The sequence below is a fragment of the Desulforegula conservatrix Mb1Pa genome (assembly GCF_000426225.1).
GTDB lineage: Bacteria > Desulfobacterota > Desulfobacteria > Desulfobacterales > Desulforegulaceae > Desulforegula > Desulforegula conservatrix.
Window position 1 is genome coordinate 1 of the sequence record NZ_AUEY01000093.1, and the last position, 13,614, is coordinate 13,614.

Annotated in this window: 16 protein-coding genes; 8 read left to right on the forward strand and 8 right to left on the reverse strand. The window is 39.6% G+C overall.

Translation table 11 applies throughout. The features are described 5' to 3' along the window. Positions 1-186: transposase (locus K245_RS0118770; protein WP_027360439.1), on the forward strand; the 186-nt coding region annotated here is incomplete at its 5' end. A 24-nt stretch (positions 187-210) separates the two neighbouring features. Here K245_RS0118770 and K245_RS0118775 read toward each other — a convergent pair. From K245_RS0118775 to K245_RS0118795, 5 genes are all read right to left on the reverse strand, one after another. Beyond that, complete coding sequence (locus tag K245_RS0118775) at positions 211-510, reverse strand: hypothetical protein (RefSeq protein WP_027360440.1); 300 nt, start codon at positions 508-510, stop codon at positions 211-213. Between the two features lie 20 nt (positions 511-530). Continuing rightward, the gene (locus tag K245_RS0118780; protein ID WP_027360441.1) at positions 531-890 is read right to left on the reverse strand and encodes a hypothetical protein; all 360 of its coding nucleotides are present in this window, start codon (positions 888-890) and stop codon (positions 531-533) included. A 504-nt stretch (positions 891-1,394) separates the two neighbouring features. Continuing rightward, entirely contained in the window at positions 1,395-1,592 is a 198-nt protein-coding gene (locus K245_RS0118785) for a hypothetical protein (protein WP_027360442.1), read from the reverse strand. 194 nt (positions 1,593-1,786) lie between these two features. Next, a complete protein-coding gene (locus K245_RS0118790; RefSeq protein ID WP_027360443.1) occupies positions 1,787-2,641 on the reverse strand; it encodes a class I SAM-dependent methyltransferase in 855 nt (284 codons plus the stop codon). Beyond that, positions 2,642-4,078 carry a hypothetical protein gene (locus K245_RS0118795; RefSeq protein WP_027360444.1) on the reverse strand — a complete coding sequence of 479 codons (1,437 nt, stop codon included), beginning with the start codon at positions 4,076-4,078 and terminating at the stop codon, positions 2,642-2,644. A 366-nt stretch (positions 4,079-4,444) separates the two neighbouring features. Here K245_RS0118795 and K245_RS0118800 point away from each other — a divergent pair, with 366 nt between their 5' ends. The 3 genes from K245_RS0118800 to K245_RS0118815 all read left to right on the forward strand — a co-directional run bounded on the left by K245_RS0118800 (position 4,445) and on the right by K245_RS0118815 (position 8,202). After that, on the forward strand, positions 4,445-7,264 hold the full coding sequence (locus tag K245_RS0118800) for a CHAT domain-containing tetratricopeptide repeat protein (protein ID WP_027360445.1): 2,820 nt from the start codon (positions 4,445-4,447) through the stop codon (positions 7,262-7,264). 408 nt (positions 7,265-7,672) lie between these two features. Then, positions 7,673-7,864 carry a hypothetical protein gene (locus K245_RS0118810; protein ID WP_027360446.1) on the forward strand — a complete coding sequence of 64 codons (192 nt, stop codon included), beginning with the start codon at positions 7,673-7,675 and terminating at the stop codon, positions 7,862-7,864. Between the two features lie 65 nt (positions 7,865-7,929). Further along, complete coding sequence (locus K245_RS0118815; RefSeq protein ID WP_027360447.1) at positions 7,930-8,202, forward strand: DUF4282 domain-containing protein; 273 nt, start codon at positions 7,930-7,932, stop codon at positions 8,200-8,202. A gap of 325 nt (positions 8,203-8,527) precedes the next feature. Here K245_RS0118815 and K245_RS25420 read toward each other — a convergent pair whose 3' ends face one another. Genes K245_RS25420 through K245_RS0118830 form a run of 3 tightly spaced genes read right to left on the reverse strand, consistent with a single transcriptional unit; the run spans position 8,528 to position 9,489 of the window. Beyond that, entirely contained in the window at positions 8,528-8,794 is a 267-nt protein-coding gene (locus tag K245_RS25420; protein ID WP_232223851.1) for an HU family DNA-binding protein, read from the reverse strand. Positions 8,795-8,821: 27 nt separating this feature from the next. Next, positions 8,822-9,244, reverse strand: coding sequence for a type II toxin-antitoxin system VapC family toxin (locus K245_RS0118825; RefSeq protein WP_027360448.1), 423 nt, complete (start codon positions 9,242-9,244; stop codon positions 8,822-8,824). Next, positions 9,241-9,489, reverse strand: a complete 249-nt coding sequence (locus K245_RS0118830; protein WP_027360449.1) for a type II toxin-antitoxin system Phd/YefM family antitoxin — start codon at positions 9,487-9,489, stop codon at positions 9,241-9,243. The genes K245_RS0118825 and K245_RS0118830 overlap by 4 nt, the downstream gene beginning before the upstream one ends. A 189-nt stretch (positions 9,490-9,678) precedes the next feature. Between K245_RS0118830 and K245_RS0118835 the strand changes: the two genes are divergently transcribed. From K245_RS0118835 to K245_RS0118850, 4 genes are all read left to right on the forward strand, one after another. After that, positions 9,679-10,011, forward strand: coding sequence for a helix-turn-helix domain-containing protein (locus K245_RS0118835; RefSeq protein WP_027360450.1), 333 nt, complete (start codon positions 9,679-9,681; stop codon positions 10,009-10,011). Between the two features lie 2 nt (positions 10,012-10,013). Then, positions 10,014-11,225, forward strand: coding sequence for a type II toxin-antitoxin system HipA family toxin (locus K245_RS25425; protein WP_051284406.1), 1,212 nt, complete (start codon positions 10,014-10,016; stop codon positions 11,223-11,225). A gap of 259 nt (positions 11,226-11,484) precedes the next feature. Further along, positions 11,485-12,402 (forward strand): Fic family protein, encoded by a 918-nt coding sequence (locus tag K245_RS0118845; protein ID WP_051284408.1) that lies wholly within the window; start codon positions 11,485-11,487, stop codon positions 12,400-12,402. Between the two features lie 73 nt (positions 12,403-12,475). After that, entirely contained in the window at positions 12,476-13,495 is a 1,020-nt protein-coding gene (locus tag K245_RS0118850; RefSeq protein WP_051284412.1) for a tyrosine-type recombinase/integrase, read from the forward strand. The last annotated feature ends 119 nt before the right edge of the window (positions 13,496-13,614 follow it).

The window sequence follows — 13,614 nt, forward strand, 5'->3', positions numbered from 1 at the left end:
GGGAAGAGTGCAATAAGCATTGCAAGGAATTATGGTGGCCGGAAAAAGAATTTTACTGGTCAGAATTTTTGGGCAAGAGGCTATTATGTCTCGACAGTTGGCAAAGATGAGCTGGCGGTTCGAGAGTATATTAGAAAACAAGAATATGAGGACCGCAGAATTGAACAGTTAAGACTGTTTGATTAATCACCTTTAGGTGATCCCCATTTTTTACCGCTTTGAGCGGTTCAGAATTCCATGCCACCGGCTTTGCCGGTGGTCGGTGACAGGGCTGTTTATCAGCTCAAAGTATCCGGCGGCAGACAGTCTTGACTCAATAAGATCAGAGGCTCTACGGCCAATGTTTCCTTCAAAGAAACCCATTGCCAGCCGCTGCTTACCATTCAGATTGATTTCCGCCGGCCTCATCACAGGAACCATTACTCTTACGCCGCAGCCAGTTATCAGAAATGTAACAACAATAAGCAGGACAGGTGTTTTTAAAAAACATTTGAGCAGGAGGCTTTTCATTTAACTATTCCTTGCTGGATCTAAATTGACAGATCTTTACCTGTACCAACCTTTATCCATTTAGTGCCGTCCCATTTTGCTATATATACTGATTCTACACCTTCAATCTTACCAAACTCTCCGCCAGCATAAAGACTGCCATCCGGGTGAATTGCCAGAACATTCACAAATCCATCGGCTTTGGATTTTATATCTTCCCAACCCTTACCGTTCCATTTCCTTATATTGTTTCTGCGTGAAGTATCCTCTTCAAAACAATATCTAACAAGGACTCCGAATATTTTTCCGCCTGGGGCATAAGTAAAAGCATCCAGTCCGCTAATAGACTCCTTTTTAGCGGCTCCTGACATCCATTTTGTACCATCCCACGAGCTGATCAAATACCAGCCACCTCCATGCCTGAAGCTTTCATTTTTAGAGGCAAGCGCTACAAACTCTCCTGCTGTCAGAACCGACCATTTTCCTCCATTCCATTTGACAAGTGATGACTCTGTGGATGATCCATTTAATTTGTAGTTTTTTGAATAGATGCCGTTATCTTTTGAAAAATCAAGCGCGCCAATATTTTCGCTCTCAGCAAGCTTATATAGTGTTATCCACTTCTCTCCATCCCATTTTGCAAAATGCCTCTCCTTGATTTTTTTGTCCGAACTTTCCAGTTCAGCATAAAAAACATTGTCTGGACTTACTCCTAAACTGGCTCCATAACCGATAACCGTCCAGGATTTGCCATCCCATTTAGCGAGACTTTTACTATCACTGCCTGGAGATGCAAAATTTACGTAAAAAGTGCCGTTCGGGGCGACTTTAATATCATAAACGAAACCATCTACCCCTCCTCCTGGTGATGACCATTTTGATCCGTCCCATATGGCGACGTTCTTTCATGGCTGATCGCCGTTAACCTTGAAATCTCCGGCGACATACATCTTCCCTGATGTATCGAATGAGATGTTTCTTACGCCATATGGAATTTCACCTGCTCCAGCATACACCGATGCAGCACTTGCTGAAAAAATGCAGGCTAAGCTTGCCATAATTGATAATGCTTTGCTAATGGCAGATCCTTTTCTTTTCTTCATCGTTTTTTGTCTCCTTTTGTTTTAGTTGGTAATAAAATGTTAAATCTTACATAAGCTATATGTACTTAAAAAAAGTATGAGGACTTTTATTATGCGTAGACGCTCTATTTTTAACCTGCCCAAGCAAATCAAAATAAAAAAGCCGAACTACAAATGAAAGTCCGGCCTTAAATCGTATATGTTTTTTTAATGCGCTATAATTTCCTGAAATGCATGGCCATATATGAGCCTGGATGATTTCTCCATGAAAGTTCCTGTCTTCTTATAAGGGATAAACCCGCTTCTCGTGCAACAGATTCAAGCATATCATCATTCCAGTGAGTATCTGTAAGATAAGCCTTTCTGACATTGCCACTTAAATCCTGTATGCTAAAAACAACCTTAAGTTGTGTTCCGTCTTCAACCCTGAAGTCAGGCAAGCATGATATAGGAACATATCCTTGTTGGTCTGCGTAATCATTTATTGATAACGTCTGGCAGGCTATTTTTTCAGGAATATCATCCATATGTATACAGGAATAAAAATGATCAGGCGTGTTTCTGATATTTTTTGAAGGACAACCTATCATTATCACTTCTCCATTCTTTGAAATAAGAGAAGCCAAAACTCCGAAGAAATCGTCCCTTAATTTTTCCTTTGTATTGAAATGGTAGTGCAGGTGAACCGCTGTGGCAAGATCACACCTCCCAAGTATATCCAATGGTATTTCAACATGATAACAAACTCTGCCGGTTTTGAGCAGGTATGAAGGGGTTTTGTCCATTGCCTGGTTGATCATAGATGGGGAGGTGTCTATTCCGTATACTTTTTCAAAGCCGTCAAAAGCAAGCCTTGTTGAAAGCCAGCCTGTTCCGCATCCAAAATCTGCGGCTATGCCATACGTCTCACCGGAAGATACTTCTTTATCCTTTAAGCAGTGCCCAGTTATGTACCCAGCAAACAGTTCTGGTCGTCCTGTGTGAATGTTAAAATCATGAAAAAACCCCGCTATATTCTGATCGTACTGTACCTGATGCCTTTTACCATCCACCATTTCCTTAATCTCCATTTAGCAGTATTCTTCTTCTCTTTTATAAGAGAGGCTATCATCAACAAAAACATCAAGATCTTCAATGAGAAGATTTTCATTAACGAGCATAACCTGCCCAAGGCCGAACGTTTCTGTAAGGCCTGACTCTTCATCATTGACGATCATTCTCGAAGGAGCAATTTTTATATCTGTCCTGAATAGTGCATTTTTAAAAAGAAGTGTAGCCGTGGCAGTTATAAACCCATCTGCTCCAATATCTTTAATATCTATCGGCATCAGTTCCCTGGCCACCATCTCTTTTTGAATTGTGTCTGCCTCTTCAGTCCATGGCATATCTTCCTCTTTTTCAACAAAGATAAATCTTCCATGGAGACCACGGACAGCAAAGAAGAAGAATTTAAGGTAGACGGGCAGAGTCTTTTTACTCAAAATTAAAGGAGCTCTCTCGTTTATCTCGTATATCATTGCATTTGTGTAATTCAACGGTATCAATCCATCTGGGCCAAAAAGTGCTATTCTGACGTTAGGTTTCTGGGCACCAAGATCTGTTGATGTGCAAAGTTTATAATCTCTGTAAAATGGTAGATCTGCTATTTGAACCAAGACAGGACTTACAGAACCTAAAGAATCTATTAACCCATGATTCTTATCTATAAGGCGAGACAAGTCTTCTGGGCATGGAATTCGGTAATCCAGTATATCCACAAGAGGTGTTTTTTCATATAAGCCAAATTTGGGGCTGCAATCAAATTTATCGAAGGAATCTTCATTGTTGAAATCATTGGAGATATTGTTTTTAGAAAAATGAAGCCCTTTTTCAGTAAAGGTTGCTATCTGGTAATATTTTCCCATTAAGATTGATCCTGCCTGGGCTTTAACAGGCTCGTGCTTCCCTGGTACGGTGAAAATACCATCTACTGTAGCAAGCATTATGTTAATAGCCATAAGCTTGTTTTCAGAGAATGCATAGCAGGCAATTTCAAGCAGGCCGTTGGTATCAAATGTTCTAATTCTTGGTTTTAAGAACTCCTGATCAATAAATTCCGGTTCTATAGAGTCTTGATCTTTAATTCCTGGCAGGTCGTCATAGTTTTCTATTATATGTATACGCCCAATATCATCACGGACAAATCTGAAGAAAAATTTGAGGTATGAGACTGCGGTATCTCTGTCAAGTTTCATGGATGCAAGAGCATTGACTTTATCAAAAGATTCGGACGTGTAGTCCATAAGTACGCTATCCCCAGGCCTTGCCATAAAATAATAAAGAGATGAATACTCAGGTTTGAGATATATAATTTCATAAAGTTTGAAATCATTATAAAAAGGCAGATTCATAGACCTGACAACTGTATCGCATTTATCATTCATTGTACTTATAAGATTCGGGATATATGAAGTAAGGATCTCTTTTGCCTCATCCTCAGAAACCTGCTTTAAAACCATTTCATTCATGATTTCTCTCCTGTTTTTAATAATTCTATTTCTGCAAAGAATGAATAAATTGTTATTCAGGGAAGGATATGTGGCTAAAAAGAGATAATCAGGTTGCTTTTTTGTGTAGATTGAAAATTTTATAAAACTCGGGGTGTCTTAAGGGTTTTTTCTTGAAAGTTGTGTTGTAATCATCAACTGAACATATGATATGAGTTGTCGTGCATTTCTAAAATTGAATCTGTTGGTAAATATTCTGTGCGATTAAAAAATATTAAAAAATTGATGCTCGGTTTTAGTCCGGCAATAGAAATTGTGCGGTTTACTGGATAGTCATGGATTTCATTTTGATACTTCATTTTGATTTATATAAGGGTATTTGAGAACATGGATAGCCATGAAGATTTTGAAGAAGCTGCAAGGAAGCTTTTTGATGAAGCAGAGAGCCTTGCCGATAAGGAAAGATTTGAAGATGCGATTGCTCTTTACACCAGGGCAGGAGAATTGTTTGAGAAGACGGGGAACAAGAATGAACTTGGAGAATGCAATTACAATAAAGGTCATTGTTTGGAAATTCTCGGATGCCATGAAGAAGCGATAACTTCATATGATATTGCAGCTGAACTGTATATTGACTCTGAGGATAGGGCTGTATGCCATTACAAAAAAGGGTTAACCTTTGAAGAACTTCAATTTTATGAAGAAGCAATCACTTCATATGATATTGCGGCAGGGTTTTTCTCAAATGATGATGACAAGGCAAAATGCTATTTATGTAAAGGCGCAGCCCTTGCAGAACTCCAACGCTATGCAGAGACAATTGATTTATATGATAGCACTGCTGATATTGATATAGATGATGATTCTAAGGCTCTTTGTTTTTTCAACAAAGGTTATTCTCTTTTTGAACTTCAACGTTATAACGAGGCAATAGCTTCATTCGATATTGCAGCTGGCTTTTGTTTAGAAAACGACCACAAAGCACGCTGCTTTTTCAATAAAGGCAGGGCCCTTTATGAGCTGCAATGCTATGAAGAGGCAATAGCTTCATTCGATATTGGCGCTGACATTGATTTAGATGGTGATTATAAGGCAGATTTTTTATTCAACAAAGGCCGGGCGCTTCATGAACTTCAACGCTATGAAGATGCAATTAATTCACATGATATTGCTGCTCACATTTATTCAGATAATTATGATAAAGCAGTGTGTTTTTTCAACAAAGGAAGTGCACTCTGTGGACTTCAACGTTATGAAGAGGCTATAGCCTCATTCGATATAGGGGCTGAATTTTATTCAGATGATAAAAATAAGGCTGATTGTCATTTTTATAAAGGCTTAAGCTATTTCAATCTCGACAAGCCCGAAGAATCCAGGCTCGCTTACAAAAAAGCCTATGAACTTTATGGATCAGCAGCCGATCAGCGCGCAACAGAAGGCATAACAAATATTGTAAATGAGATGAAGTGCAGAGCCATGCAGGCAAAAGCTATGCTAAGGGCTAAGATCGGTTCAATCTTAGAAGTGTCAGCCCTCCTCGACGACCCGGTCAAAAAATTGGAACAGCTCAAGGATAATAAGCTTGCTGCCTCTGCATATCATAGCATGGGCAAAATATTGCTTGATGATACATCTCTAAAAGGAAAGGGACTCGAGTTTCTTCACAAGGCCATCAACAGATGCCTCGACTGCATTGATGGGCTGCCAGAAGATTGCACTGAAAATGATGTGGCAAAAGAACTTGCTCCGCATCTTGAGACATGGAGGCTTGCTGTCAAGGAGCATCTTGAGAGAAACGAGCCTGCCGTGGCGCTTATCATATCTGACCACGTAAGAAGCATGTATATCCAGAAGAAACAGCCTGGAGCAAGGGTTTACTTCACAAAGGCACTTGAGGAGAAAGACAGCTCAGAGGCGATGCGGGATCTCCGTGCGACCATATTCGAGAAAATGCCTCCGGAGATAGCTGCCATTTCATTCTTTCCGCTTGGAGGAAAAAGCGTCTGCGTGTTTTTCATCCATGCAAGAGAGGTCAGGACAGAAATAATAGAGTCCGATATATTCCTCGAATCCTTAAGCATGAGTCAGAACGATGAAAAAAAGCGGATAGAAAAAATCATGACCATGCTTGACAGCTTCGCGTCTGTTGCTGTTCCAAAGATTACAACTCTCGTGCCTGATTCTGTTAAAAACCTCATTTTCATACCATACGGCATTCTTCATATCCTTCCACTTGGAGCAATGAAAATGGGGAAAGGGCATGTGCTTGACAGATTCGTCACAAGCTATGCGCCAAGTCTTTCAATACTCAAAAGATGCCTGTCATACGATAAAAAACCTGACAGAGAAAAAAATGAATCAGCAGAAACATGGGATTTTACAGCCATGTTTCCGGGGAATGCTTATGATCCGGTAATGGCAAGGCCGGAAGCCGAATATCTCACCAGCTTCTTTTCAGGGTCAGGCAGGAAGGGCAAAATTGAGCGCATAGTCTCAACAGACAGCTTTGAAAAGGCAAGAAGCAGGGTTCTTCATTATTCAGGACATTCTTCTACAATAGGCATACACACAGGAAAAGACAGTATAATCCCAAGAGAAGATATAGAAAAAAACTGTGACTTCACATGGGCATGGCTTGTCTACCTATCTTCCTGCCAGTCATCTCTCATACGTCCAGGACATACAGACGAGTTCAATACGCTGTCCTCAGTTTTTCTCATAAAAGGTGCAAGGGCAGTGGCTGGAACATTATGGAACACCAATGATTTTATTGCCATGGTGTTTTCTTCAAGATTCTACGCAAATCTCAAATCAGGCATGGATTACGCTAAAGCCATGCAGGAGGCGCAGATATGGATGAAAAACCCTTCAAACGAAAAAGACCACAGGGCAAAGGCTAATGAAATACTGAACGACGGCGGAGTTAAGTCCATGCTTAATATGGCTGGCAAAAAAGAATCATATTGTCGAGGTCTTGAATCACTTCCAGGAAATCAAAAAAATAGGTCAGAATCAGAAGCTTTAACCCTTGAAAAACGCCTGTTCAATTATGTAGATCATGGCGGTTTTACGCAAGATATCCTTGAATTCAGCAGCTGGGCGCAGTTCACTCTCTCAGGTGTATGGAACGAGGGTCTTCCCGCTGAATTCTTCAGAAAAGAAACAAACAGATCCTTCTTTTCCAGGCTGTTTGGAAGAAAACAATAACATCATGAAAAATAAGACATCATAACCGGGGTATGCCTTATCATACCGCTGGTTATGATGGTTCTGACAGCCAAATCACTGGCAACCTTCATAAAAAACAGACATTAAAGCTTCTTCGTTATCAATAACCAGCCTCTATAATCTTAAATCAACAACAGATTGCTCCAGATAAAACTAAATCAGAAGCACTAAAAAACTGATCCTGCAAAATATTCCTTTCATACGCAAAAACACTCAGATCTGCCTAAAATATCTCACATAACCCTATGAGAAGTGCTTCTCAATGATTTTTCAAGGGAACTAAAAAATAATAAGGCCTACGCAAAAACAAAAAAACAGGCCTGAAAAAGCCCCATATAAAAATCAAAGAGAGCATAATTAACAACCACATAAATAAAGGAAAAAAATATGTTTGATTTCAACGATCCAAAGTACAAAGACCCTTCATCTGGCAACTTCACCTGGCAGGGATCTGTATATGCCGGTCAGGATCAGGCGAGCAGGGGATATTCACTGACCCCTCAGATGCAGAATGAAACCTGGGCATCATACGAAACAAGACACAATGCCTATCATGATTATCAGAAAAACAACCAGTAATTAAAAACTCAAGGCGCGCGGCAAGGGCCGGGCGCCAGCCAAATAAAAGGGACTCCAAATTCAAAATGAATACAATTTTTTCTTTTAATAAAATGCTGACCCCAAGCATCATAACAATTGTTTACTGGCTAATGCTTATAGGCTCCATTTTTTCCGGATTTGCAGCAAGCAACTCAATGATTTTCATGGGTGTAGGTGGACCGGGAAGATTACTGACTGGAATATTTGTGACAATATGCGGCGCCATCGGATCAAGAATAGCATGCGAGCTTCTCATCGTTCTTTTCAAAATTCATGACAATACAAAACTTATGACTGAAAAAAGCATGCTGAAATAAGGTAGATGAGTAAGCAAGCTTTATTATAGAGAACTGTGCTCGTTAATGTTCCTTATAGATCACAGAATCAAAAAACTCGTCAGTTACACCTTATATATATAAGGCCATATTCTTCCCCGCTGGCCTAAAAAAGTCGGTGAGGCTGTGATCTATAAGTTTTTATAGTGAGATTTTCTTGAAAGATCATATTCATCGTCTATTATGTAAAATAAAATCATATGGACGAACATCCGAAGATTTTTTAAAAAACATAGCTTCGCAATTTACTGTCATGCTTGTGGCATTAGTTTAAGAGATAAGGGCCAAGGCCAGTGGGGGAAAAATATTATTTTTTCTTTGAGTTGATACGGTCTTTCAGTTCCTTGCCAGCTTTAAAAAATGGGAGTTTTTTGGGTTCTATGGTTACTTGCTCGCCTGTTTTGGGATTTCTGCCGGTGTAGCTTTCATAGGTTTTTACATAAAAAGAAAACAGGCCGCGAATTTCAACCCTGTCATCTTTTGCAAGAGCTTGTTTCATTTCATCAAAGAAAAGATGTACGATTGCAGCAGATTCAGTTTTTGATATTCCCGCTTCGATTTTTAAAGCTTCGATAAGTTAGAGTTTGTTCATATATGCCTATTAAAAATTCCAGGGATTAAAAATTTCTAATCCAGATATTTGCATGTCATCTATGTTTCTTGTCACAATTGTCATTTTATGAAAAAGGCCTGTAGCGGCTATCATGCTGTCTATTACAGGGAGTTTACTTCCAGCTTTTTCTGATATACCCTGAATTTTTCCCCATTCTTTGGCTATTTTTTCGTCTATGGGCAAAATACGGCTTTCAAAACGAAATTTCAGGTCGTTGTCAAGCCATGTTTGTAAATTTGTTTTTTTATTGCTTTCAGGAAGTTTTGAAATGCCTTTTTGAATTTCACCTATCGTTATGACGCTTAAATAAAGATTATCTTCACTTTGCTTTTCTATCCATTCAAGAACGTTTTCATTGGGTAAAGGTTTAACCAATTCTGAAATTACGCAAGTATCGAGAATATAATTCAAAGTTCAAGATCCCTTCCTGTGTCTTTATCTCTTTCAAGATCAAGATTTATATCCTTTAGTGGAGAAGTTTTGAAAAAATCGACAAGAGAATTTTTGGGGCGAGTAAGCTTTCTGTATTCTTCTATAGAAAGAACAACAACTGTTTCTATCCCGTGTCGTGTAACAACTTGAGGGCCTAAGTGTAGAGCTTTTTCTACAACTTCACTAAATCTATTTTTTGCTGTTTGAAGCTGCCAGTGTTCCATAATACACCTTTTTTTATATTAAGTTAGACCGTCTAGATTATAATTCAGGATTATATAAAATCAAATAAAAAAATGCGGCGCGAAAAAGCGTGTAGTGTTTCTGCTTTTCTGAGTTAAACTTATCCCTATCTTGATTTTTATTAAAATAAGGATAATATAAGATACATAAAATTATATTCAGGATAGCATATGACCCAAATACATGAATTGCCTGTAGAAATAGAAAAATACCTTTCGCAAATTGGCGAGCGCATAAGAATTGCCAGAAAAAGACGTATGATAACCATGGAAGACATGGCCTCACGCATGTTTGTCACACGTAAGACACTCTCACGTCTTGAAAAAGGAGACCCAGGAGTTTCACTGGCTGTATTTGCCTCTGCTTTATGGGTTCTTGGGCTTGAAAAAAATCTTCTGGAAATTGCTGTTCCTGAAAAAGATAAAACAGGAATATTTCTGGAACAGCAAAGGCTGCCCGAAAGGATAAGAAAACAAAAAAATAAGGATGATCTGGATTTCTGATTATGAGTGAAAGAAAAGTGGTTGTTTTCATATATCTTCCAGGTGAACCCAAGGCAGTACCGGCAGGAATCTTTACACACCATGAAGAGGCCGGAATCGGAGAATTTGCCTATGGCCGGAGATATCTTGAACGACCTAATGCAATACCTGTCGATCCTATAGCTCTTGCCTTAGGTCCTCAGCCAAAAGAGGCTGATAAAAACGGAGGGCTTTATGGCGCATTCAGAGACGCAGCTCCGGATTACTGGGGAAGACTGGTCATTGCCGCAGAAGCACGAGTAGCTCCGGAAGCAATGTCAGAAATGGATTTTCTACTGGCGTCAAATGCCACAAGAGTAGGCAATCTTGATTTTCGTGTTTTTCCTGATGATCCTGAGCCTGATCTTGCTCCGCCTCATTTTAACAAACTCGGAGATATTCTTGCAGCTTCGGACAAAATTGAAAAAGGTGAGGAAGCCGATGCCGCACTTCTTCAAATTCTCCGCCAGGGAAGCAGTATGGGAGGGGCGCGCCCAAAATGCACAGTAGAGTTTGATGATGCTCTATGGATTGCAAAATTTCCGTCAAAAAATGATTTTCTTGATATCCCACGCATTGAATACGCTACAATGAGCCTTGCTGCTGTCTGTGGAATAAAAATTCCTGAAATAAGGATTGTAACCGTTGCCAGTAGAAATGTATTTCTAATCAGGCGTTTTGACAGAATTAATCATCATGATGGCTGGATAAGGAAAGGATTTATAAGCGCCCTTTCTTTAATGCAATGGGACGAAAATGACCGCCTGCTCTGGGATTATCCGTCCATTGCAGACACAATGCGGAAATATACTGATATCACTGATATTAATGAATTATTCCGAAGAATGGTGTTCAATATTCTTGTGCGTAATTCAGATGATCATCCAAGAAATCACGGCTTCTTATATTCTGATACAAGACTTTCCCTGTCACCAGCTTATGACATTGTTCCAACTCCTGTTCGGGCAGGAATAAGCAGTGAATTCAGCCTTGCAATGTCAATCGGCCAGAGCGGACGCAATGCCACACTGAAAAATGCCGTGAGCAAGGCGGGCAGGTTTGGCCTGTCAAATAGTGAAGCAGAAGCTATAATAAATGAATTGTCTGAAAAAATTAAAAAATGGAGGCCTCTTTTTGAGGAATATGGGGTTTCTGACAGGGATATTAATCTTTTGACGCCGTCTTTTTTTAACTGACCTTATTTTACATAATTAGACCTGTTTCTTGACTGTTTGAATAAGAAATTTAGCAAGGATCTAACTCAGGCGCAGGTCTGGCGCCAGAGCCAATTGAATAAAGGCCTGTATCGCATCGTTACTAACCAATGAACCCCAGGCGACACAAAAAAAATTTTAAGAGATTTCTTTAATTATAAATGATCGGATAAGTTTTTATTAACTATAAACAATCATATCTTGTTTGAGAATGCAATTATGATCGGATAGAAATTTTATTATGAAATCAGATCGCATACAAATACTGTTAAACAGAATAGATGAAGCCAAAAGGCTGATAGACACATTCAGGCCTCTTTCTCCATCAATAGTAAGCCGCCTGCAAAAGCAGCTGATGGTAGAATGGACGTACAACTCCAATGCCATCGAAGGTAATACCCTGACGCTCAAGGAAACCCTTATTGTTCTTGAAACCGGTATGACCATTGGCAGTAAAAGCCTTAAAGAACATCTCGAAGTCGTAAATCACAGAGAGGCTATTATCTTTGTTGAGGAACTCGCATTATCAGGATCTGAAATATCAGAAAGAAACATCAGGGAAATTCATAGTCTGGTCTTGAAAGAAATTGACCCTAAATATGCCGGCCGCTACAGGGATATCCAGGTCAGGATTGCTGGCGCAACCCATATCCCTCCGGATCCATTGTTCGTTCCAAACCTCATGAGTGATTTTGCAAACAGAAGGTTGAATAAGACGGATGAACATCCTGTGATCCAGGCTTCCCTTGCTCACTTGGATCTTGTGGGGATCCATCCATTTGTAGATGGAAATGGCAGGACATCACGTCTTCTTATGAATCTAATGCTTATAAAGAATGGATATTTCCCGGCTGTAATTCTAAAAAACGACCGAAAAAAATATTATGATACTTTGGAAAAAGGTCAGAAGGGCCAAGCTAATGATTTTATCTTTTTTGTGGGGCGAGCTTTAGAGCGAACCATCTATCTGTATATGGAAGCAATTCCAGAAATACATGCTCATTTTATTACTCTGGCTGAAGCCTCCAAAATATCGCCATATTCTCAGGATTATCTGAATATTCTGGCAAGACGAGGCTCCATCCCTGCCTTCAAGCTCAAGCGCAACTGGGTGGTAACCAAAGAAAGTCTTTTGAAATATATTGATAATCATAAGTAGATAGCGAACAGGCGGCCTCGAATACTGTTATCAGCATGCAATGATCTAAATTTGAAAGGATAAAGGACTATTTATGCCAATAAGCCAAATAGTTTCAAATATTACTGTCAGTCAGTCAAGCACATCTGAAAAAAAAAGATTTCTCTCTGATCATCTTTCACATGAACAAAAAAATACTCTCTCTATCTGGATGACACTATATTTCGAAATCCATGTGGTCGGAATGTCTGGCAGAACTGAAAATGCAAAAGCCAAGGATCTTGAAAAGTTTCTCGATTTTTTCAAGATGGCAACCGGGGGAGAAATAGCTGATCACTGGACCCCTGCCCTATCCAGAGAATTTCAGAAACATTTGCAAAGAATCATCATAAATGGCCAAAACGGATACGCCCCTTCAACAATAAACAGAATAATGGCCACAACCCGCCATTTTGGCAGATGGATGCATAAACAACGTCCATTTCTCGCAGGCGACCCATTTACAAATGTAAAGGACATCATAATAGATCATCCCGATTGGTCAGGACTTTCAGACAAAGATGTTCTGAGGCTTAAGAGCGCCTGTGACCAGAGAGGACTTTTTTGTGTAAGAAAGGATCAGAATCCTCTTCTTGAAGCCGCAGTTTTTTATGCGCTTATTCATACTGGCCTCAGAGAAGAAGAGCTTTGTAATCTTGATAAATCACAATATCATTCAAAGGGCTTTCATAACGTAAAACGCAAGGGGAAAAGGGTTCAGAAGAAAATCCCGGTTCCCCAGGACTCAAGGGAAAAAATTGATGAGTATCTTGAATCGAGAACAGATGAATCAGACGCCTTGTTTGTCTCTATATACGGTAACAGACTCGCAACCCTCGATGTCAGGAGAATCTGCACACGTATAGCCAAGCAGGCATCTGTTAATTCTTCAGACAGTGAAAAAATTAAACTTCATCCGCATAAGCTCAGGCATACTTTTCTAAAAAGAGTTGCTGACAAACACGGGATACACGTTGCCCAGGAAATGAGCGGAAATGTTTCTCCAAGAGTTATATTCAGATATACAAAATCGGATCCCGACGAGTTACAGAACATCAGCGAAGGACTTTTTTAATCATTCTGTCCAAACTTTGACATCACGATCATCCAAAATATTAGCCAGAGTAGCAGGCTCGTATTTTTGGGAAGATTTTCTGCTGACTACTTCGAGCGCTAATTCAGCAGCATATATGT